This is a genomic window from Desulfogranum mediterraneum DSM 13871 (assembly GCF_000429965.1).
GTDB classification, from domain to species: domain Bacteria; phylum Desulfobacterota; class Desulfobulbia; order Desulfobulbales; family Desulfobulbaceae; genus Desulfogranum; species Desulfogranum mediterraneum.
In genome coordinates this window covers 68,335-89,102 of record NZ_AUCW01000016.1, presented here as the reverse complement: position 1 = coordinate 89,102, position 20,768 = coordinate 68,335, and the positions used below count along the sequence as shown (strand labels likewise).

General features: G+C 59.7%; 17 protein-coding genes. 4 read left to right on the top strand and 13 right to left on the bottom strand.

Features of this window, described 5'->3' with window-relative positions; genetic code table 11:
• Positions 1 to 146: 146 nt before the first annotated feature.
• The 3 genes from G494_RS22585 to G494_RS0108370 form a co-directional block, all read right to left on the bottom strand.
• Positions 147 to 1,184: an AI-2E family transporter gene (locus G494_RS22585; RefSeq protein ID WP_232362514.1), complete on the bottom strand. Its 1,038-nt coding sequence runs from the start codon at positions 1,182 to 1,184 to the stop codon at positions 147 to 149.
• A gap of 65 nt (positions 1,185 to 1,249) precedes the next feature.
• Positions 1,250 to 2,143, bottom strand: coding sequence for a DMT family transporter (locus G494_RS22580; protein ID WP_051305534.1), 894 nt, complete (start codon positions 2,141 to 2,143; stop codon positions 1,250 to 1,252).
• Between the two features lie 9 nt (positions 2,144 to 2,152).
• Positions 2,153 to 3,082 (bottom strand): DMT family transporter, encoded by a 930-nt coding sequence (locus G494_RS0108370; protein ID WP_028584168.1) that lies wholly within the window; start codon positions 3,080 to 3,082, stop codon positions 2,153 to 2,155.
• A 436-nt stretch (positions 3,083 to 3,518) separates the two neighbouring features.
• On the opposite strand from G494_RS0108370, the gene G494_RS0108365 reads away from it, so the two are divergent.
• Positions 3,519 to 4,007, top strand: coding sequence for a hypothetical protein (locus G494_RS0108365; RefSeq protein WP_028584167.1), 489 nt, complete (start codon positions 3,519 to 3,521; stop codon positions 4,005 to 4,007).
• A gap of 269 nt (positions 4,008 to 4,276) precedes the next feature.
• Here the strand turns inward: G494_RS0108365 and G494_RS0108355 are convergent, their stop codons facing one another.
• Genes G494_RS0108355 through G494_RS22570 form a run of 4 tightly spaced genes read right to left on the bottom strand, consistent with a single transcriptional unit; the run spans position 4,277 to position 7,728 of the window.
• Positions 4,277 to 5,428: a cytochrome d ubiquinol oxidase subunit II gene (locus tag G494_RS0108355; protein WP_028584166.1), complete on the bottom strand. Its 1,152-nt coding sequence runs from the start codon at positions 5,426 to 5,428 to the stop codon at positions 4,277 to 4,279.
• Position 5,429: 1 nt separating this feature from the next.
• The gene (locus tag G494_RS0108350) at positions 5,430 to 6,965 is read right to left on the bottom strand and encodes a cytochrome ubiquinol oxidase subunit I (RefSeq protein WP_028584165.1); all 1,536 of its coding nucleotides are present in this window, start codon (positions 6,963 to 6,965) and stop codon (positions 5,430 to 5,432) included.
• Complete coding sequence (locus G494_RS22575) at positions 6,962 to 7,237, bottom strand: DUF4492 domain-containing protein (protein WP_084456580.1); 276 nt, start codon at positions 7,235 to 7,237, stop codon at positions 6,962 to 6,964. The genes G494_RS0108350 and G494_RS22575 overlap by 4 nt, the downstream gene beginning before the upstream one ends.
• An 11-nt stretch (positions 7,238 to 7,248) precedes the next feature.
• The gene (locus G494_RS22570) at positions 7,249 to 7,728 is read right to left on the bottom strand and encodes an RrF2 family transcriptional regulator (RefSeq protein WP_084456579.1); all 480 of its coding nucleotides are present in this window, start codon (positions 7,726 to 7,728) and stop codon (positions 7,249 to 7,251) included.
• A gap of 248 nt (positions 7,729 to 7,976) precedes the next feature.
• Here G494_RS22570 and G494_RS0108335 point away from each other — a divergent pair, with 248 nt between their 5' ends.
• The 3 genes from G494_RS0108335 to nhaA all read left to right on the top strand — a co-directional run bounded on the left by G494_RS0108335 (position 7,977) and on the right by nhaA (position 10,260).
• Positions 7,977 to 8,420 carry an OsmC family protein gene (locus tag G494_RS0108335; protein ID WP_028584164.1) on the top strand — a complete coding sequence of 148 codons (444 nt, stop codon included), beginning with the start codon at positions 7,977 to 7,979 and terminating at the stop codon, positions 8,418 to 8,420.
• Entirely contained in the window at positions 8,417 to 8,617 is a 201-nt protein-coding gene (locus G494_RS0108330) for a hypothetical protein (protein ID WP_028584163.1), read from the top strand. The genes G494_RS0108335 and G494_RS0108330 overlap by 4 nt, the downstream gene beginning before the upstream one ends.
• A gap of 260 nt (positions 8,618 to 8,877) precedes the next feature.
• Positions 8,878 to 10,260 (top strand): Na+/H+ antiporter NhaA, encoded by a 1,383-nt coding sequence (gene nhaA / locus G494_RS22565; RefSeq protein ID WP_051305533.1) that lies wholly within the window; start codon positions 8,878 to 8,880, stop codon positions 10,258 to 10,260.
• Positions 10,261 to 10,330: 70 nt separating this feature from the next.
• Here nhaA and G494_RS0108320 read toward each other — a convergent pair whose 3' ends face one another.
• The 6 genes from G494_RS0108320 to G494_RS0108295 form a co-directional block, all read right to left on the bottom strand.
• Positions 10,331 to 11,062 carry an amino acid ABC transporter ATP-binding protein gene (locus G494_RS0108320; protein ID WP_028584162.1) on the bottom strand — a complete coding sequence of 244 codons (732 nt, stop codon included), beginning with the start codon at positions 11,060 to 11,062 and terminating at the stop codon, positions 10,331 to 10,333.
• On the bottom strand, positions 11,062 to 12,066 hold the full coding sequence (locus G494_RS0108315; protein ID WP_028584161.1) for an amino acid ABC transporter permease: 1,005 nt from the start codon (positions 12,064 to 12,066) through the stop codon (positions 11,062 to 11,064). Before G494_RS0108315 ends, G494_RS0108320 begins: the two co-directional genes overlap by 1 nt.
• Before the next feature lie 111 nt (positions 12,067 to 12,177).
• A complete protein-coding gene (locus tag G494_RS0108310; protein ID WP_035245934.1) occupies positions 12,178 to 12,999 on the bottom strand; it encodes a transporter substrate-binding domain-containing protein in 822 nt (273 codons plus the stop codon).
• A 159-nt stretch (positions 13,000 to 13,158) separates the two neighbouring features.
• Positions 13,159 to 13,323: a hypothetical protein gene (locus G494_RS27245; protein WP_167331679.1), complete on the bottom strand. Its 165-nt coding sequence runs from the start codon at positions 13,321 to 13,323 to the stop codon at positions 13,159 to 13,161.
• 3 nt (positions 13,324 to 13,326) lie between these two features.
• Positions 13,327 to 14,085 carry a dimethylarginine dimethylaminohydrolase family protein gene (locus G494_RS0108300; protein WP_035245926.1) on the bottom strand — a complete coding sequence of 253 codons (759 nt, stop codon included), beginning with the start codon at positions 14,083 to 14,085 and terminating at the stop codon, positions 13,327 to 13,329.
• A 247-nt stretch (positions 14,086 to 14,332) separates the two neighbouring features.
• Positions 14,333 to 20,710, bottom strand: a complete 6,378-nt coding sequence (locus G494_RS0108295; RefSeq protein ID WP_028584158.1) for an AAA family ATPase — start codon at positions 20,708 to 20,710, stop codon at positions 14,333 to 14,335.
• Positions 20,711 to 20,768 lie beyond the last annotated feature (58 nt).

The following is a 20,768-nucleotide window of genomic DNA, read 5'->3' as shown; positions in this document are numbered from 1 at the left end:
GCTCCCCGCTCCTCTGCCGGCCCCCTCTTTCCGTTTCCGCGCCAATCCCGAACAATCGCCACCCGGCTCCGAAAAAAATCATCACCCCTTTCCTGCCAACACCGCGACCGTAACCAGTCCAGCTCCACTCCCTGCCGCCAGGGGGCTCACTCCTTCTCCTTCTGAGGGGCCGCGGCCAGAGCAGCGGCTGCGTCTGCATTGGAACCCAGCAGCAGGGCCCAGCCCCTGGTGGACTCGCGGGCCGTCAGGCCGATCTTCAGGCTCATGGTCAGGGGCACGGAGAGCAACATCCCGATCGGCCCCAGGGCCCAGCCCCAGAAGGCCAGGGAGAGGAAGATCACCAGGGTGGAGAGCCCCACCCCCTTGCCCATGATCCGCGGCTCCAGGAAGTTGCCGATGGTGAGGTTGACCAGCAGGTAGACCAGGGCCGTGGTCGTGGCCGGCCCGAAGCCCAGTTGGACCACGGCCAACAGCACCGGGGGTACTGCCGCGATGATGGAGCCGATGGTGGGGACAAAGTTGAGCAGAACCGCCACCAGCCCCCACAACACCGCAAAGTCCACCCCGATCAGCTGGAGGCTTACAACCACCACCAGGCCGGTGGCCAGACTGGTCAGGGTCTTTAAAAAGAGGTAGCGATTCACCCCCTGCATGATGGCCCCGTACCGCTCCAGCCCCTTCCGGCTGCCCCCGGCCATGGCCTGCAGCTTCTGGGGAAAGCCGGCGGCCTCCAGCATGATGAAGAGGAAGGTCAGGAGGATGATAAAGGTATCTTTCAGCATGGAGAGCAGGTTGTTGAGCATCCCGGCCACGATGGCCATCAGCTTGCCCGGATTGACCTGCTCCATGATCAGCTCATCGGTGATATTGAAGCCCAGCCCTTCCAGACGGATGATCCCCTCGCTTACCAGGAGCTGAAAACTATCCTGGTACTGGGGCAGGGCCCGGGAAAAATCCGCCAGCGAGGAACCCACCAGGGTGGTCAGCCCCAGTTGGAGCACGATCACCCCGAGGAGGAGGAGGGTGACCGAAAGACCGCTGGGCACCTTCTTCTTTCGCAGCCAGTAGAGGGGCGGCGCACAGATGATGGCCAGAAATCCGGCCAGGAGAAAGGGGATCAACAGGGACTTGGCCGCGATGATGCCGGCCACGACCACCACAAAGGCGGCGAGCTGAACAAGCATGAGATCTCTCCGTGTTCGATAGCGATGCAGGGCCTCCATTTGAGCTGCCCCAAGGAGCAGGCTGCTCAGGTGCCGGCAGGAACCGCCTCCCGTGGACGGCTTGGACGACTCGGACGGTAACAGACCTGGACGATCCCGCAGAGCAGAATCAGTCCACAGCCACCCAGCTGGAGTGGACTCAAGCGCTCCTGAAAGAGGACCCAGCCAAAGACCACCACCGCCACCGGCTCCACATAGGCCAGGGTGCCGAAGGTCGCTGCCGGCAGGTGGTGGAGGCCGATCACTGCACAGAGGATGGCCAAAAATCCGGGCAACAGCCCGGTGGCCAGAAGCCAGAGCCAGTTCACCCCCGAGATGCTGGGCGGATCCAGGGCCACCAGGGGCAGCACGACCAGGCCACCGACCAGCAGCTGATAAAAGGTCCGGCTATAGAGGTGAATCTCGGGCCTGACCAGGCGGTTGAGCAGGATAAAGGAGGTATAGGCGGCCATGGAGAGCAGGCCATAGCCGATCCCGAGGAGATGACCGCTGCCCGTCGACAGCTCCAGCTGAAACTCCATCATCATGGCAAAGCCCAAGAGGGCGCCGCCGATCAAGATCACCCTTACCCGGTCAAGACGCTCACCAAGGAAGAAGTGGGCCACCACAGAGGCGCTGACCGGAGCCAGGTAGACCAGCATGATGGCGTTGGCCATGGTGGTCAGGGTCATGGCCTGGACATAGAAGATGATGAAGCCGGAGAGCATGGCGCCGTTGACCAGCACCGGCCAGCTGGGCCACTGGCGCAGGCAGCCGGTTCGCCCGATCCCTACCAGGAAAAAGAGCATAAAACCGGCCCCGAAAAAGAGGCGACCACAGGTCATGGTCTCTGCCGAGAGGCCGGTGAACTTGGAGAAGACCCCCATGGTCCCCATCAGCAGGGCAGAGAGTACCGTGGCCAGGATTCCTGAGATTGGCATGACAATTCCTCAGTGAAGCTGGCTGTCGGCGGCTGCTGCCGCTATCTGCCGGGGCTGCAGCAGGGGCCAGAGTTGGGAGAGCACCATCCCGGCCAGCATCAGCAGGCAGCCGATCAGGGCCCGGCCCGAAAGCAGCTCATGGAGCAGCAGCCAGCCGCCCAGGGCGGCAAAGGGCGACTCCAGGCTGAGCAGGATGGCGGCATGGGCTGGATGGGCCTTGCGCTGGACCACCACCTGGAGGGTATAGCCGGCCCCCACCGAGATGACCCCGCCGTAAAAGATCGGCAGCGCGGCCTGGAGGATGCCCGCCCCGCTGATGTTCTCCAGGCCGATGGCCACCAGCAGGCTGAGGCCCCCACAGACAAAAAACTGGATCATGGCCAGCCGGATGGCCGAGGTGCGCGGGGAGAGATAACCCAGCACCAGGACATGACAGGCCCAGAACAGGGCCCCGATGGTCTCCAGCAGATCACCAAAGCTGATGCTCAAGGTGCCCTGGATGGAGAGCAGATAGAGCCCGGCCACGGCGAGCAGGCCCCCGGCCCAGGTGCCGCCGTTGGTCCGCTGGCCAAAGAGGAGACCGATGATGGGGACAAAGATCACATAGAGACCGGTGATAAAGCCGGCCTTGCCGGCGGTGGTGTACTGCAGCCCCACCTGCTGGAGGGTGGCCCCGGCAAAGAGAAAGAGCCCGGCCAGGCAACCCGCCTTGAGGGCGCTCATCTGTGCTCGCTGCTGGAGTTGGGGCTGCCTGGTGCTCCGCAGGGCCAGCGGAATCAGACAGCAGCCGCCCAGAAGGAAACGAAGGCCGTTAAAGGTATAGGGACCGACATGATCCATCCCGGCCCGTTGGGCCACGAAGCCGAAGCCCCAGATGGCGGCCACCAGCAGGAGGAGCAGGTCGGCCCTGAGGGTTTGGGCGGATTTGGCGGGCCTCATATCGTCCCCCTTGCTGAGACACTGGTCTGCTGCTGCTTGTTCATACTCCTCTCCGAGAGTCCTGGTGCGTACGGTGGAATTGAAGATCCATTCTATTTCTGGTATCCTCTGCAAGACAGGGGAAGCTAGCTCGTTCGCCGACAAAATGCAGCAAAAATAAGGCGCATTGTCCAAAAGGGGCGCTTTCGCTCAAACAGAGCTCTGTGCAGGCCTCCTTTTCAGCCGGATTTTCCTGGCAACAGGCCCCGGCCGCACCCCCCATGGCAACCTTGAAAGATTGCCTTTTCTGCCAACCTCTGCGGTATGGGAGAAAAGTTATCCTCGGCATATCAACCATATGCCCGGGGTGAATTTTCCCCCATGCCTTAATCTTGATCGAAAAATCTCATTTTTCAACGTACCCTCATCTCGCCCTCAACACCTTTGGAGTAGAATCATGTATCGAATCATCCCAGCGCTCCTGACCGTGCTCCTCCTGCTGCTCTCCGGCTGCGGCAGCAAAGACCAGAACGCTTTCTCCGCCAAGGTCTACCCCCCGACCGACCGGATCGCCACCGCCTTTCAGTACAGCCAGGTCCCCCCGCCCTGCCGGGTCTTTGCCCATGCCCTGGTGAAACTCCCTGCCAAGCTCTCGGGCCTGGAGATCCAGCAGCTGGTCTTCAAGGAGGCCGGGGCCAGAGGCGCAGACCTGGTCCTCATCGGCCAGACCCGGCGGATGGAGGATGACGAGGGCCTACGTTTCAACTACTACGGACCAGGACAGGAGTACCTCTGCAGCGAGGCCTGGTGTGGTTGGAAATTCGGCTATGATGAGTGGGAAGATCAGGGGGAGTGGGTCAACATCGGCCTGCTCCAGTGGGGAAACGACCAGGTCAGCTTCGAATACCCCCTGATGATGCAGCTGGCGCTGTTACGCTGCCGCTAGCGAGCAGCTCCAAACGGCACTCATCCCGGATGAGTGCCGCGACTGCAAAAAAAAAGAGCCACCCCCCCTTTCCGGGGAGTGGCTCCTGCCTTCTGCGGCTCCAGCGGAGTCGCTTAGTAGAGCTTGGTCTTCTTCAGGACATTGACCGCCAGCTTATAGGACGCCCCAATGACCACGACCCAGGTAATAAGAAGAAAGGTATTCATACGCTTCACCTCATGCTTGGATTGTTCGTTTAAAAACTCCCGGAATCTCAGCCAGCGCCCCTCTCAGTAGGCGGCGCTGTCGCCGGTGTCCTCGATCTTCATCTTACCCCGATCCATGGCCCTCCAGACATAGCTTACATAGGCCAGGACCACGGGAATGGCCAGGGCCACATAGGTCATCACCCCCAGGGTATAGGCACTGGAAGAGGCGTTATAGATGGTCAGGCTGGACTGGAGATCCACCTTGGACGGGTAGAAGGCGGTGTTGTTGTAGGCCGGCAGCAGCAGCACGCAGAGGCCCACCAGCACCGTACCCAGACCGCCGAACCAGATCCCGGCGGTACTGCTGGTCTTGGCGGTCCGCAGGGCCCCGACTAGGACCAGGAGCAGGCCGCCCAGGAGCAGACCCAGCAGCCAGGGGTTGGCCAGGAGATTCAACAGATACTTATACTTCACATACTCGATGGTGCCCTGGTCGTCCACGATACCGAAACCCCGCATCAGCAGCAGGGAGACCACCACATAGAGACAGAAGGGCAGGGAGCAGCAGAAGTTGGTCCAGCAGGCCTTACGCAGGCGACGCTCCATCTCCGGCACGGCGGAAAGATCGATGTTGTTGACCAGGTACATGGAACCCAGGGTCCGGGCATTGAAGACCAGAAAGAGGCCCAGGGCGATGTTGAAGACACTGGACAGGGAGGGACTCAGGGCCGCCTCCAGACCACGGAAGGGGTGGGTCCAGGTCACGAAGTTATAGCCGCTGAGCTGGAAGTTTGAACCGGTAAAGAAGGTCCCCACGGCCGCGCCGATCAGGAGGATCCCCACCGAACCGTTGATCAGGAGAAAGAACTCGTAGACCCGGCTGCCCAGGATGTTGAAGGGCTTCTTGCGGAACTCGTAGCTGACCGCCTGGATGATGAAGGTGAACAGGATCAGCATCCAGACCCAGTAGGCCCCGCCAAAGGAGGTGGAGTAGAACTTGGGAAAGGAGGCAAACAGGGCCCCGCCAAAGAGGACCAGGGTGGTAAAGGTGAGCTCCCACTTGCGTCCCAGGGAGTTGATCACCAGGTCCTTCTCGGTCTCGCTCTTGGCCACCTGCCAGAGCAGGGACTGGCCCCCCTGGACAAAGGTGAGCATCAGGAACAGGGCACCGACCACGGAACAGAGCAGCCACCAGAGGTGCTGCAGGGTTGGATAATCAAGGTTAGCAATCATCTTAGTCCTCCTTTGGGCCGATACTGACCTGTTTTGCCATGATGCTGATCTCTGCCAGCAGCAGTACGGTGAACAGCGCTAAAAAGATGAAAAAGGTGGTCTGCACCGTGCCTACGGTCAGGTTGGTCCGGGCCACCGATACCGGGAGCAGATCCTGGATCGCCCAGGGCTGACGCCCCACCTCTGCGACCACCCAGCCGGCCTGGGTCGCAACCATGCCCAGGAGATAGAGCAGGGTGCCGCCGCCCAAAAGGAGTTTACGCTCCTCCAGGTTGCCCTTGATGCTGAAGTAGAGGTAGGCCAGAAAGATCAGGGGAAAGAGACTGCCCAGGGCCACCATGATGTGGAAGGCATTAAAGGAGAGCGCCACCGGGGGCACCGCATCTTCGGGCTTTTCCAGAAAGCCGTAGCCCAGAAACTCACGGTGTTCGTCAAAGGCGGCCAGATGGAGGGCCGCAGCCTCTTCATCGCCCTCTTTGAGGGCTTTTTTGTAGCCATCCAGGTTGGAGATGGCCAGCTTGCCCCGTTCCATCTTCTGGGCAGCACCGACGATCTGCTGCTCCTCATTGCCGTAGACCAGATCCTTCATCCCGGGCACAAAAGAGCCAAAGGAACGGTTGGCCATCAGGGAGAGCAGCCCGGGCAGACGCAGCTCCAGACTGAATGGTTCCTCCTCGTTGTCCACCCGCTTGTCCTGATTGACCACTCCAATGGCCACCAGGCCGGCACCGCTCTCACCCTCCCAGAGACCTTCAAAGGCGGCCAGCTTCATGGGCTGGACCTCGGCGATCCGGTAGGCGGACTCGTCACCGTTGAAGACCACAAAGACCGAGGCCACCAGGCCCAGGGTTGCGGCCACCACGATGGAACGTTTGGCCATGATCACGTGCCGGCCACGCAGGAGGTACCAGGAAGAGATGGAGAGGATGAACAGGGCCGCCACCAGCATGGAGGAACTGGTGGTGTGGGTGAACTTGGCCACCGCATAGGGAGAGAAGGCCACCTCGCTGAAGCTCTGCATCTCGAAGCGGGCGGTATCCGGATTAAAGGCCTGGCCCACGGGATACTGCATCCAGGCATTGGCGATCAGGATCCAGACCGCAGACAGGTTGGAGCCCACGGCCACCATCCAGGTGGAAAAGAGGTGAAAGCGCTTGGAAACCCGGTTCCAGCCGAAGAACATCACCGCAAAGAAGGTCGCCTCCAGGAAGAAGGCCACAATCCCCTCGATGGCCAGAGGCGCCCCAAAGATGTCGCCTACCATCCAGGAGTAGTTGGACCAGTTGGTGCCGAACTCAAACTCCATGATGATGCCGGTGGCCACGCCGATGGCAAAGTTGATCCCGAACAGCTTCATCCAGAACTTGGTCAGATTCTTCCACTCCTCACTGCCGGTGCGGACATAGATGGTGTGGTAGAAGGCCACGATCCACGAAATCCCCAGGGTCAACGGCACAAAAAGCCAGTGATACATGGCGGTCAGGGCAAATTGGCCCCTGGCCCAGTTGACCATGGTCAGGTCAAAATTTTCGATCATAATGGGTCTCCTTTAGTCTCCTTGAGATGAGTGGTATTCGAAGAGGCCGACCGGGTCATCTGCTCCAGGACATAGTCGGCCCGTTGTTCATCACTGCTGAAATTTGTGGCCAGAAAATCGGGAAAGAAAAACAGCTTCAAGACCCCGAACATGATAAAGAGTTTCAGCAAAATGATCTTCCACAGGGTGCGCCCCAGGGTCATCCGCCGAAAACCATCACAGTAAAAGCGCCAGATGCGTATCGGCAGCAGGGGCCGTTGTGCCTGCTCCATGTTCGTTCTCCTCAGGATGGTGGTTGAGAGGTATCCGGGGTCAGCTCGTCAACAGAGGGCAGCGGCTTGGAACAGGGGGCGATACAGGATTCCTCCCGGACCAACTGTTCAAAGCTGACCCGGGCCAGGGTGGCACGGAGCTGATCACGGGCCTCCAGCCAGACCCGATGGACCGCGCAGCTGTAGCTGACCTTGCAGCTGGCCGGCCTGGCAATACAGTCATTGAGATAGATCTCTCCGATCATTGTTTCTACCACTTCCAGCAGGCTGATCTCAATAGGATTTTTCAAGAGGACAAAGCCCCCCTTCGCCCCCTGGCGAATTTCCAGAAAACCTGCCTTGGCCAGATCCTGGGCAATCTTGGCCAAAAAATGGCCCGGGATCTCGGCACGCTCGGCGATCTCCTGGCGGCTGGTCAGCACCCCCTTGCCCTGTTTAGCCAGATAGACCATACAACGGATGGCATATTCGGCTGCTCGTGTTAATCGCATGCTTCCTCACAAAAGGATATATAAGATATTTAATGTCTCGTATATGCGATTACGACCCTGCTGTCAACGACAACCTGGAGAGGTCTACGAAAAAAGAGGCAGAAAATCCATTCCTTGAACGTGCATTGTCCCTGGGGAGTGCTTACAGATGTCCTACTCGAGCAGACAACCATAAACCTAAGCGATACAACGCCCAAAGCGCGAAGAATCGACAGCCAGAGCCCCCCGGCCTGGAGAATTGAGGCACGATGAAGAACTCCATAAGCGTAGACTGGGAAGGCGGCCTGGCCTTCTCCACCGCCATCAACGGCCACCCCCTTACCATCGATGCCAACGAAGAGTTTGGCGGCAACAACGCCGCCCCCAACCCCAAATCCCTGATGATGATGGCCCTGGCCGGCTGCACCGGCATCGACGTGGTCTCCATCCTCAAGAAGATGAAGATCGGCTACGAGCACCTGGCCATCCAGGTGGACGCCGACCTCAGTGAAGAACACCCCAAGGTCTACACCGCCATGCACCTGACCTACATCTTTCGGGGCAGGGACCTGGATAGCAACAGGCTGCAGCGGGCCATCGACCTTTCCCTGGACAAGTACTGCGGGGTCAGCGCCATGTACAGGCAGGCCATGAGCATCAGCCATAGCCTGAAGATCATCGACACGAAAAAAAACGGAGCCCAGAGACCATGAAACAGGAAGAGCGCGAGCAGCGCTACGCCAGGGTGACCCGGGCCTACTACCAACGCTTCGGCGAACTGCCACCCATGCTCCGGGACGCCGGACCGGCCCTGGAGCTCTGCCTGGAGCTGATGGAGCAGGCCCTTGCAGGAAAACGCGGCAGGGTGACCGAAGCCGATCTCAACTACCCTCCCGGAGCCGACCTTTAGACCATATTCAGGCCACCCCTTCAGACCACCTGCAGGCCGCAGCGAGGTGCTTCACCCTCCCCCTCGATACGGTCACGGTTATCCTGCCTGCCCTCCTGGCCGCTCTCCGGAGCAGCCTCTGCCAAGATGGAGGAAGGCCAAAGGCACCCTTGTCTTCAGGAAAAAAGCACTGTATAGTTGAATGGTTCCCTGGGAGTAGCCATCCGGGATTGCCAACCAGCACCGTCACCCCTCGGCCCTCTGGGGCCAGGTTCAACCTTATGATAGAGGGTACCACCATGCCTCAGAAGATCGCCCCGTCCCAAACCCTGTTTGACCGCTTTCTCCAGTCCCAGTCTTCCGGATCCATGGTCCTGCTCCTGGCCACCATCACGGCCGTGGCCTGGGCCAACTCGCCCTGGGCACAGCTCTATGAGACCCTCAGCCACCTGGATATCGGCACCCACTTTGCCGGCAAACAGTATCACCTGACCCTGGATCACTGGGTCAAGGACGGCCTGATGGCCATCTTCTTCTTTGTGGTGGGCCTGGAGATCAAACGGGAGATCCTCATCGGCGAACTCTGCAGCTACCGCAAGGCGGTGCTGCCGGTGATGGCGGCCCTGGGCGGAGCCGTGGTACCGGCCCTGACCTACTACCTCTTCAACAGCGACGGGCCTGCCGCGGCGGGCTGGGGCATTCCCATGGCCACGGACATCGCCTTTGCCCTGGGGGTCCTGGCCCTGTTCGGCAAGCGGGTCCCCATCAGCCTGAAGATCTTTCTCACCGCCCTGGCCATCGTCGATGACTTGATGGCGGTAGTGGTCATCGCCCTCTTCTATACCGAACAGATCTCCATCCTGGCCCTGCTCATCGGCGGCGCCCTCCTCTTCCTCCTGGCCCTCACCATCCGCAGAGGGGTGCGACGACCGGGACTCCACCTGCTGCTGATCCTCCTGATCTGGCTCTGTGTCTTCCTCTCCGGGATCCATGCCACCATTGCCGGAGTCCTGATCGCCATGGCCTATCCGGTCAAGGCCAGTATCAGCCCCAGCCAATTCTATGAGGTGATCAAAAGGCGGATCTCCAAGCTGGAGCGTAGCCGGCTCACCCAGGAGAGCATGGTCAGCGACAAGCAGCAGCTCCAGGACATCACCCAGATCTATCTGGCTGCCGAGGACATGATCCCGGCCGGCATCTACCTGGAACAGAATCTCCACAACATCCAGGCCTTCTTGATCCTCCCCCTCTTTGCCCTCTTTTCCGCAGGGATCACCATCGATGCCACCACCTTCCAGGGCTTTCCCAGCTCCGCCAGCCTAGGCATCATTCTCGGTCTGGTGGTGGGCAAACAGCTCGGTATCTTTGGCTTCAGCCTGCTGGTGGTCAAGAGCGGCCTGGCCGAGTTGGCCGAGGATATCAGTTGGGCCCAGCTCTGGGGAACCTCCCTGCTCAGCGGCATCGGCTTTACCATGTCCATCTTTATCAGCGAACTGGCCTTCTCCGACCCCGCCCTGGTGGCCGACGCCAAGATCGGCATCTTTATTGCCTCGATCCTGGCGGCCATCGGCGGCTATCTGGTGCTCCAGAGATCCCTGCCCAAGGAAGCTGTACAGCCTGAACCCCGGATGCTCTCAGCACAGAGAGCCGCTGAGGGAGCATAAAAAAAAGCCCCCTTTCCCGGGAGGGAAGGGGGGCTTTTTCTGTTCATCCCGCCGTTGGCCAGGACAGCCTTCAGAGGATCTGTTTCAGAAAGGCGATGGTGCGTTCATGGCTGGGTGCGCTGAAGAAGGGTCCGGGCGCGGCCTCCTCCAGGACCACCCCGTGGTCCATGAAGACCACCCGATCCGCCACCTCCCGGGCAAAGCCCATCTCATGGGTCACCACCACCATGGTCATCCCCTCCCGGGCCAGGTCCTTCATCACATCGAGGACCTCGCCGACCATCTCCGGATCCAGGGCTGAGGTGGGCTCATCAAAGAGCATCACCTTGGGGTCCATGGCCAGGGAACGGGCAATGGCCACCCGCTGCTGCTGGCCGCCGGAGAGCTGCTCCGGATAGACGCCGAATTTCTCACCGATCCCCACCCGCTGGAGCAACTCCATGGACTTGGCCTCGGCCTCCTTGCGGCTCCGTTTTCGCACCGAGATCTGGGCCATGACCAGATTCTCCAGCACCGTCTTGTGGGGAAAGAGGTTAAAGGACTGGAAGACCATCCCGGTCTCGGCCCGCAGCCGGTTGATCTCGGCCCGGGGATCAAGCAGATCCTCGCCGTCAATCAGGATCTCGCCGCTATCGGCGTACTCCAAGCGATTGAGGCAACGGAGGAAGGTACTCTTGCCCGAGCCCGAGGGGCCGATGATGACCACCACCTCGCCTGCGGCCACCTCCAGGGAGGCGTCTTTGAGGGCATGGAGCTCTTGGGGCACATAAAAGTATTTATTGACGTTTCGAGCCTGGATCATCAGATCGCCCTCCGTTCAAGATGCTGGACCAAGAGTGAGAGTCCAAAGGTGAGGATCAGGTAGAGCAGGGCACAGACGATCCAGAATTCAAAGGGTTGCAGCGAGGTGGTGACCACCTCCCGGGTAATCTTGGTCAGCTCCCGGATGGAGATCACCCCCAGCAGGGAGGAGTCCTTGATCAGGCTGATAAACTGACCGGCCAGGGCGGGCAGAATCCTGCGGATCGCCTGGGGCAGGATGATCTTGCGCATGGCCTCGCCATAGCTCATCCCCAGGGAACGGGCCGCCTCCATCTGGCCCAGATGGACCGACTGAATGCCGGCCCGGACGATCTCGGCGGTATAGGCACCGGTGAACAGGGCCAGGGAGAGCACCCCGAACCAGATGGTGGGCACCGGCCCCAGGCCCCAACCTGCGATACTCTTGTTGATCAGGGCGCCGATCACAAAGTACCAGATCATCATCTGGACCAGCAGGGGGGATCCCCTGACCAGTTCGATATAGGTGATGGCGAGCCAACGCAGGGCCGGATTATTGGAGATCCTGGCCATGCCGGTAGCCACCCCGATGATCAGGGCAAAGACCGAGGCGATCAGCGAGACCTTGAGGGTGATCCACAGCCCGTAGATGAGCAGGCCGCTCTTCCACTGCTGGCTGGAACCCAGGACATCGTCCACATAGACAAACTGGTCCAGGTCCACCCGGAGGCCGTCAGCGGGGACCAGGTAGCGTTGCTCTCCATCCGCACCCCGGATGACCACCGCACTCTCTTCTCCGGCAGGCTCGATGGAGGCAACGATCCCCTCTGCCTCGGCAAGGACCTCCACGTCATCCAGGTAGAAAAAGTACTGGGGGACCGTGTACCAGCGCCAGATATAGTCGACGGACTTGGTCGCATAGTAGGTTCCGCCGATGGAGAGGACCACAAACACCACGAAAAACAGTGCCCACAGCCGTTTGTAGATCGGTGGTTTAGGGGCATCAAGGCCCGGATATAACGACATACTTCATACTCCTCTTTCCCGGGAAACTCAGCGGCGAGCAATACGCCGGACCCGCGTAAAGAAATGCCCCGTATCCGGAGACAGGGATACAGGGCTTCAGCGCAGTTGGACTTACTGGATATTCTGGAACCAGTCGGTATTCTCGATCCACTTGGAGTAGATCCGGTCATAACGCCCGTCAGCCTTGATCTGTCGCAGGAAGTGGTTCAGGAAGTTGAGGAAATCAGGATCACCCTTGCGGATGCCGATGCCCAGGGCTTCATAGGTAAAGGGTTTGTCCAGGAGCACGGCCTTGCCCTTGCCGTGCTGGGCCATGAAGACCACGTTAAAGGCCAGGTCATAGACAAAGGCGTCAGCCTGACCGTTGACCACATCCATGGCACCGTCGGCCTCCTTGTCAAAGGACTTGTAGGTGGCCCTGGGGATCATCCGCTTCACCGCCATCTCGCCGGTGGTGCCCAGGCGGGAGGCCACGGTATACTTGGGATCGTTCAGGTCCTTGTAGGAGTGGATCTTGCCTTCCAGCTCCTTGGAGAGAATAATCGCCTGGCCCACCACGATATAGGGATCGGCAAAGTTAATCTGCAGGTTCCGCTTCTGGGTGATGGTCATCCCGCTGAGGATCACATCGAACTTTTCGGTGAGCAGGGCCGGAATGATGCCGTCAAAGTCGGTATTGACGATCTCCAGCTTAACGCCCATGGCCCGGGCCAGTTCCTTGGCAATGTCAATGTCAAAGCCGATCACCCTGCCCTTCTTGTCCACCATCTCAAAGGGCTGGTAGCCGGAGTCCAACCCCACCTTCAGGCTCTTTCGCTGCTGGATGGTCTCCAGGGTGGATTTCTTGGCCAGATCGATATCGCCTGCAAAGAGCTGGGGAGCCAGCATGGCCACGGCCAGCAGGGAGATCAACAACATCTTCTTCACAACCATCACTACAACCTCCACAAATAATCAACGTAAAAGGCCTCTCTCCCGCCAGGGGAAACAGGCTCCAAACCCATGGTACCGCCAGCCGGGCTTGAACAGGCACACAGCAAGCGCAGGGACGGGCTGAAGCAGCCCACCCGCCACGGTACCCTGAGGGGTACTCTAATATTTTCCTTCGGTCAAATTTTCCTTAATGACCATCCGTTTCCGGCAGAGCGGACAGAGGGGGATCTCCTCCTCCGGCAGATAGATGATCTGGGACCGTTTGCACTGGACACAGTGGACCTCAACAGCCTCTCGCTTATACCGATCTTTTAAGACGCCCATGGCTCAAAACCTCAGGGACAGGCAGGTCAGGCCGCCGTCCATCTTTCGGGTTTCCGTCATCTCCAGCTCAACGATCTCCATCTCCAGGGCGGCGAGTTTTTCCCGGGTCTTGGGAAAACCCGCCGGCATGATCAGGGTCCCGTTGACCAGGAGGGTGTTGCCTGCATACTCCTCATCCCTGTCCAGGACGATCCGTTCATAGTCGACCAGGGCCGGATGCTCGGCAAAATCCTCGCTCACCAGCAGGGTCTGCTCGGCCACCAGGTTGACGCTGGACTTGAAGTGCAGCCCGGCCGCCACCTCAACGGTCTGCCAGCTCTTGCCGTATCGCTCAAGAATCGCTCCCAGTTGCGCCGCGCCCTCGGGGTTGGTCCGTTCGGACAGACCGATAAAAAAATGGTCTCCTGCCATCAGGACATCGCCCCCGTCGACGGTGCCGGGCGTCTCTATCTGTTCGATGCTTCGATACCTGGCCAGGACCGGGGCAATGGTTGCCGTCTCTCCCCTGCGACTCTCGGCACCCGGGTTGGTGATGATCGCCACCTCCGGGGTCACCACCGCGGTATCTTCGACAAAATGAGCGTCGGGAAAGGCCTCTTCTGCAGGCAGATTTTCCACCTTCACCCCCAGCCTTTCCAGGGTTTCCAGGTAGAGGGCATGCTGCCTGAGCATCAATGCATGATCCGGAGCCCCCAGCGAGGAGGTGGTCAATCCTTGGCTGAATCGGCTGCAGGGGGTACGGGTGATGGCCTTGGTAAACATAGGGGATTCCTTCAGGGATAAACAGAGTGACTGGGAGCTGTCGGCGCTCTTAGCCGGTTGGCCTGAATCAAGGACGAGTCTCTGAAGGGCAACTCTACAGATCGCTTCAGGGCCCCACAGTGTCGCTCAAGATGGTATTTCCTGTTGCCCAGCAGAGGGTCTTTACCAAAGTTGCCGAGGCCCTGTCAAACAGAATGTCCGGCCCTGGGAGGGGAAAGCAGAAGAAGCCGCCGCAAAGGCGGTCGAATCACGCCTCCAGGACACGGTCAAGCTGCGCCATCAGCTGTTTGAATGAATAGGGTTTTTGGAGAAAGGCATCCACTCCCAGCGCAATGGTCTCCTCGACCCGCTGGTCGTGTCTGAAGCCTGAGGCAAGGATCACCCTGACCTCGGGTGCCAGCTGTTTCAGCTCGACAAAGACCTCTTTGCCTGATTTTCCGGGCATGGCCATGTCCAGCAGTACCGCCCGGATGGTCTCCCTCTGCTCCCGATAGAGGGCCAGCCCCTCGTCTCCTCCCCCGGCAAGGAGCACCTCATAGCCCATGACCTCCAGCATCTCCCGGGCGATCTCTCTGACGAGTTCTTCGTCATCGATGACCAGGATGCGACCGGATCGCTGCCCCAGCTCAGCTGCTGCCTCTGTTGCAGTGGCCAGCTCCTCCTGACCTTCTATCCTGGGCAGGAATATGTTGATGGTGCTCCCCTTGCCCGGTTCCGAATAGACATCGATGAGTCCCTGATGCTGCCTGATGATGGTGTAGGCCATGGCCAGCCCCAGGCCGCTGCCGAGATCCTCTTTGGTGGTGAAAAAGGGATCAAAGATACGATTAAGGGTTTCCGGGCTCATCCCCACCCCGGTGTCTCGAATCCTGAGCAGGAGATAGTGTCCCTTGAGGGCGCGCATCCGGGGCCCCGAGGTAAAGTGATCGGCATTGAAATCTTCCATGGAGATGGTCAACACCCCCCCCTGTTGAGTCGACCCTTTTCGCATGATGGTCATGGCGTGGGCGGCATTGATACAGACATTGAGGAGCACCTGTTCAAGCTGCCCCTGATCCGCCTTCACCCGGGCACCGCCCACCTGGTTGTTCACCTTGATCTCAATACTCTTATCCAGGGTATTGCGACAGATCTTCAAGACATTGGCCACCACGCTGCTCAAGCTGAAGATCGAGAGGGTCAACGGTTGTTTCCTGGAGAGCAGCTGCAACTGTTTGACCAGTCCGGCGGCACGCTCGGCCGCCGTCTCCATGGTTCTGGTATAGGAGAGCAGTTTCGGCCGGGTAATCTCCTTGCCGGCGGCCAGCTGGGCCGAGACCAGAGAGAGGATGCCGGAAATCCCAACCAGGAGGTTGTTGAAGTCATGGGCCAGGCCGCCGGAGAGGCTGCCGATACTCTCCATCTTCTGGGCATGAAAGAGTTGTTTTTCCTTGGCAACCAGCTCAGAGACATCATCTATCCTGATCACGACCCCCTCTTCTCCCTGGGTCGACATCGGATAGAAGGAGAGATCAAAAAAACGCTTATCCTCTGCTAAAAGCGGCTGCCGGTGGAGTTCCAAGGGCTCTCCCCTGGTCAGCACCTCTGCCAGTTGGGCCCGGAAGGGCTGCAGCATGGGCATGAATTCCCAGACGCTGCCCCCCTTCACCTCCTCGGCAGAGCGACCGCTGAAGACCTGGGCCCCTCTATTCCACTGTATAACCCGACCCTGCCCATCGACGGAGAAGAGGATAGAGGGCAGGGTGTTCAAGAGCTTATCCAGGTAGTTGCGGGTATGCTTCAGCTCTGCCTCGGCCCTGCGCAGTTCGGTGACGTCAACGATAACCCCCCTGATGCCGCAGGGCTGCCCCTGATGGATGATCGGACTGGAATAGGCGATAACCGGAAACCTGGTGCCGTCGGGACGAACCGCACTGTAGGCGTTGCCCCGGGGGGCTGCCCCCCCGTAGATGTCCTTGACATTCTTCTCCAGGAAGGCATGCTCTTCGGCAGGGACCAGGTCCCGGATCGAAAGCCCCTGTTCCAGCTCCTCCCCGGTATAGCCAAAGGAGCGGATCCCATGACGGTTGAGGAAGGTGATGGTCCCGTTGCTGTCGGCCTCATAGATCATCTGGGGCAGGAGGTCGGCAAGCTCACGAAACCGCTCCTCACTGCGACGCAGGGCCTCTTCGGCCCGCCGTCGTTCCACCACCTCCCGGTTCACCTCTTCAAAGAGCCTGGCATTCTCCAGGGAGATGGCAACCTGCGCCCCCAAAAGCGAGAGTACCTTCTGCTGCTGGGGGGTAAAGACATGGCCCAGGCTCCGATTTTCCATGTAGAGTACCGCGATCAAATCCTGTTGCCGGATAATGGGCATACAGAGGATGGATTGGGGGGCATATCGTTCTATATAGGGATCATGCTCCAGCCGACGATCTGCGCCGACATCCTCAATCACCAGGGTCTCGTGACTGCGGGCAACGTAGCGTATCAGGGACTGGGGGGAAGACGTTTCCTCCAGGGGGATGGAATGGAGCATGATTGAGGGCTCCTCACCGGCACTGCTCTCTGCCTCCAACAGGAGTTGGCCCCGCTGGTTGAGAAAGAGCGCCCCCCGCTCTGCGCCGGCGTCCATCACCACAAAGGCCATCAGCTTCTCCAACAGATTTTCCAGGATGATCTCTCCGGAAATGGCCTGGAGGGCCTTGACCAGGACCTCGACCTCCAGCTCCCCCAGGTGACAGGCCTGGACCTCCAGAACGTCCTGGTTGAGCACCACCCCCTCGCCTCGGCGGTGGCCTGCCTCCAGCCGGGCGAGCTTGGCCCTGGCTCCCCACTGCTGATAACTCCGATGGGCCTTGGAAAAATAGAGCGCTGCGATCTCCCGGTTGCCTCTCCTCAACCACAGCTCTGCCGCTCGCTCCAGGGCAATGGCCTGGTTCTGGACAAAGCCGCCGCCGTGGGCCAGGTCGGCAGCCCGGTCATAGAGCTCCATGGCCTCAAGATCCCGAGCAGAGAATGAGGCCAGCTCTGCCTCGATCAACAGATAGCGATGCTCAAAGTTCTCCGGACAGTTGTCCAGCCAGACCTTCATCTGCTCCTGGTTGGCACGGATGCGGTCAAGATCCTGCTCCGGGGCAGTGCTCTCCCCATTAACCAGCGCCCTGACCAGCAGCAGGGATTCCACAAAGACAAACTCGGCCGCGTAGACGGTGCCAAAGAGATAGGAGACCAGCTGCCCGGCCGCGGCGATGGCGCGGCCGGCCTGTGGATAGTCCCTGAGGACATAGAGGGCCAGGGCCTTAAAGATATGGTAGCGGCAGAGTCCACTATGGTTGCCACTCTCCCCGCAGCCGGCCAGATAAGCAGCTTCGCTCTCCCCTTGATCCGCTGGTCCGTCTGCTGTCAGTCGGGCCAAAACCATCCGGGTACCGGCAATCACCTCAGCGGCCCAGCGGTTGTTGGTCTTCTCCACAAAACCAAGATAGTCATCACTCTGCGCCCTGACCTGCTCCAGATGTATCCCCTGGAAGAGGAGATTGGTCAGTTTGTAGGTGAGGATATAGCCGGCAAATTGAAATTCACCGCAGTCGAGGCCGATACTATAGCAGCTGTCACTCACCCGGTCGGCCTCACGGGCAGGCCGTACCCAGTGGATCAGGGTACTGCTCAGGACAAAGTTGCTCCGGCAAATCTGGGTGGGATCGTTAAACTTCCTGCCGATATCAAGGGCAAGTCTGCCGAACTGATATCCGGTTGCATAGTCGCCAAGCAGGGAGCCGAGCAGCAGGCCATAGGCAGAGAAGGTATAGCAGGCCTCGGCCACCAGACCGTGGACCAGGGAGATGTTGACCGCCTTGAGGACCAGGAGCCGAAAAAGGTCCTGATCCGTCCGGTATGCCGCTGAGCAGAGGTTGGTGAGGAGCAGGATCTGCATCCGTTTGCGCTCATCCATCATCTCCGGCTCTGCTATGAGATCAGCCACCCGCCGCTCACCCCGATGACGGGAGCTCGCCTCCAGTTCTGCACCAATGGTCTCCTCGAGTCCGGTTTCAGGAAGGGTGGTCCCCAGGAGGTTCAAGGCCCTGCGACCCGCTGCAATGGCGGCGGCAAAATCTGCAGACATGGTCTTCTGGACGATAAAGAGGTTATAGACCTCGGCCTTTTCCAGATCGCTCCGCACCCGCTCCAGCAGGAGGGAGACCAGCTCCTCCGCGTGTTCCAGATTGCCGAGCAGATACTCAACCTCGGCCTGTTCGAGAAAGACGTCCCGGCTCAGGGTATAGTGGCGCTGCCAATCCTCTTCGCCCAGAAGGTGACGGCAGGCCCGGAGGTACTCTCCGGCAGCCCTGTGGGCTGCGGTATCTTTGGCCGTCCGGGCGGCCCGCAGGTTCAAACGAACCAGCTGCTGCTGTTCCTCGGGATCGCTGATCAGCTCCAGGGAGTGGTTGAACTGGTCGACCAACTTGAAAAGCTGCTCAGCGCTGCAGCGCTCTCCATGGCGCTGGAGGAGCATTCTCCCGATGAGGAGGTGAAGAGCCTGTCGCTGCTCAGCGCTGGCCAGGGCATAGGCTGCCTGCTGGATCTTATCATGGGCAAAACGAAAGCAGGCCGCAGTCAGGCCTTCAGCCCTGCCCTCCAGCCAGAACAGCTTATAGCTCTTGTCCAGGGGGAGCAGATAGCCCTTGGCCACCGCATCCCGCAGGTTGCTGACATTCTCGGCAGGCGTCCCCTTGGCGAGGGCTGCAAGCGTCCCGAAATCGAACTGATTACCGATACATGAGGCCAGTTGCAGCAGAGATCGGGCTGCCTCGCTCAGCTGATTGAACTGGTTCACCAGGAGATCTACCACGTTGTCGGTGACCTCCATGCCGCCGAGCCTGGAGATATCCCAGCACCAGCCCCCCTTATCCCGATCAAGCCAGAGATACTCTTCCTCATAGAGCATCTGCACCATCTGCTTGATAAAAAAAGGATTGCCCTGGGTTCGCTCCTGAATCAACTCGGCCAGGGGAGCCGCCTTGGCAGGGGAACAGTGGAGGACATCGCTGATAAAGCGACAGCAATCTGCCGGCTGCAGCGGCTGCAGCTTAAGGAGGGAGAGCTGCTCCCGGTGGAGGCTGCGACGGATCTCATCGAGCTGGACCATGAAGGGGTGACTCTTGCTGACCTCGGTATCGCGATAGGCCCCTAAACAGAGGAAATGACCGGGATCATCCCTGACCAGGGAGAAGACCAGCCTCAGGGTGGCGCTGTCTGCCCACTGCCAGTCATCGATGAACAGGACCAGGGGATGTTCGGCCGTGGCAAAGAGGCGGAGAAATTGCTGAAAGGTGCGGGTCAGTCGATTCATCGCCTCGGTGGGGGCCAGGCTGGGGAGCGGGGGCGGATCTTCGATGATGCCACCCAGCTCGGGAACAAGCTCCACCAGCACCCTGGTGTTGGGGGAGAGGGCCTCCATGATCCGCTCCCTCCACGATTTCAGTTCCTCCCCAGGCAGGGTGAGCAGGTGTCTGATCAGGACCCGAAAGGCTTCAACCAGGGGCGCGTAGGGGATGTTGCCCTTGTACTGGTTGAATTTACCGGCAATAAAGAAGGCATCCTGTTCCAGCAAGGACTTCTGGATTTCCTGGATAAGAAAGGTCTTGCCAATTCCCGGGGCCCCCGCGATCAACAGGATCCTGGTCTCCCCCCGGGCCGCCCGCTCAAACTCATGGTTCAGGGTTTTAAGCTCAGCACCTCGATCATAGAGTTTCTCCGGAAGATTCAATTTTTCCGGAAGATCCATGACCCCAAGGGAAAAGGAGGCGATGCTCGAGCTGCTGAGCCAATCGTGTCGACATCGCCTCAGATCCGTGAGCAGCCCCCTGGTACTCTGATAGCGATTCTCTGGATCCTTGGCCAGCAGCTTCATGATCAGGGCAGAGAGCACCCGGGGGTGATCCGGTCTCAGACCTTGGGGAGATTCCGGCTGGCGGGCGACCAGGGCATGGAGGAGCTCGATCCGATCTTCGGCCGTAAAGGGAGGGCGGCCGGTGAGCAGCTCATAGAGTACCGTGCCCAGAGAATAAAAATCAGTACGGTAATCCAGCGAACGGTTCATCCGGCCGGTCTGCTCCGGTGAAATATAGGCCAGGCACCCTTCCAGGCGATGGGGCTCGACGCTCGGCTGGCGCTCCCGCTTGACCAGCGCCGCCAGCCCAAAGCCGACCAGCTTGATCTCATGGCTCTCCGGATGAAGGAGGATGGTCGCCGGCTGGATATTCTTGTGAATGATACTGTGACGATGGATCTCGCCAATCACGGTGACCAGGGCCACGGCGATCTCCAGAAAGGTCGACAGATCGGGCGTTCCGCTCCGCAGATACTCTCTGAGGAAGACCCCGCCAAAGTCTTCCATGGGAAAGAGAAGATAGGGCCCGGACTCCTCACGCCCGTACACCTCCGGCATACAGGGCAGTGCCAGCTGTCTGACCACACGGTATTCGTACTCAAGGGTGTTCAATTCTGCTGCAGAGAGGAGGGTTCTGTTCACACATTTAACCACCACCGGCAGCTTATCCGAACGCCGGATCCCCCGATAAAAAACAACCGTATCTCCCTCTGAAATCTTCTGATCGAGCAAATAGTCGGCGAACTTCAGCATACCGTTCCCTGTTGAGACAATGTTACCCCCTGGGCCATAGAGACAAAAAAAAAGCCAC

Excerpts from the sequence above, each read along its gene's own strand:
- G494_RS0108370 (WP_028584168.1), bottom strand. The coding sequence starts at position 3,082 with ATGAGGCCCGCCAAATCCGCCCAAACCCTCAGGGCCGACCTGCTCCTC.
- G494_RS0108350 (WP_028584165.1), bottom strand. The coding sequence starts at position 6,965 with ATGATCGAAAATTTTGACCTGACCATGGTCAACTGGGCCAGGGGCCAA.
- G494_RS0108295 (WP_028584158.1), bottom strand. The coding sequence starts at position 20,710 with ATGCTGAAGTTCGCCGACTATTTGCTCGATCAGAAGATTTCAGAGGGA.
- G494_RS0108310 (WP_035245934.1), bottom strand. The coding sequence starts at position 12,999 with ATGGTTGTGAAGAAGATGTTGTTGATCTCCCTGCTGGCCGTGGCCATG.
- nhaA (WP_051305533.1), top strand. The coding sequence starts at position 8,878 with ATGATAGAGGGTACCACCATGCCTCAGAAGATCGCCCCGTCCCAAACC.
- G494_RS22575 (WP_084456580.1), bottom strand. The coding sequence starts at position 7,237 with ATGGAGCAGGCACAACGGCCCCTGCTGCCGATACGCATCTGGCGCTTT.
- G494_RS22585 (WP_232362514.1), bottom strand. The coding sequence starts at position 1,184 with ATGCTTGTTCAGCTCGCCGCCTTTGTGGTGGTCGTGGCCGGCATCATC.
- G494_RS27245 (WP_167331679.1), bottom strand. The coding sequence starts at position 13,323 with ATGGGCGTCTTAAAAGATCGGTATAAGCGAGAGGCTGTTGAGGTCCAC.
- G494_RS0108300 (WP_035245926.1), bottom strand. The coding sequence starts at position 14,085 with ATGTTTACCAAGGCCATCACCCGTACCCCCTGCAGCCGATTCAGCCAA.
- G494_RS0108315 (WP_028584161.1), bottom strand. The coding sequence starts at position 12,066 with ATGTCGTTATATCCGGGCCTTGATGCCCCTAAACCACCGATCTACAAA.
- G494_RS0108320 (WP_028584162.1), bottom strand. The coding sequence starts at position 11,062 with ATGATCCAGGCTCGAAACGTCAATAAATACTTTTATGTGCCCCAAGAG.
- G494_RS0108365 (WP_028584167.1), top strand. The coding sequence starts at position 3,519 with ATGTATCGAATCATCCCAGCGCTCCTGACCGTGCTCCTCCTGCTGCTC.
- G494_RS22570 (WP_084456579.1), bottom strand. The coding sequence starts at position 7,728 with ATGCGATTAACACGAGCAGCCGAATATGCCATCCGTTGTATGGTCTAT.
- G494_RS0108355 (WP_028584166.1), bottom strand. The coding sequence starts at position 5,428 with ATGATTGCTAACCTTGATTATCCAACCCTGCAGCACCTCTGGTGGCTG.
- G494_RS0108330 (WP_028584163.1), top strand. The coding sequence starts at position 8,417 with ATGAAACAGGAAGAGCGCGAGCAGCGCTACGCCAGGGTGACCCGGGCC.
- G494_RS0108335 (WP_028584164.1), top strand. The coding sequence starts at position 7,977 with ATGAAGAACTCCATAAGCGTAGACTGGGAAGGCGGCCTGGCCTTCTCC.
- G494_RS22580 (WP_051305534.1), bottom strand. The coding sequence starts at position 2,143 with ATGCCAATCTCAGGAATCCTGGCCACGGTACTCTCTGCCCTGCTGATG.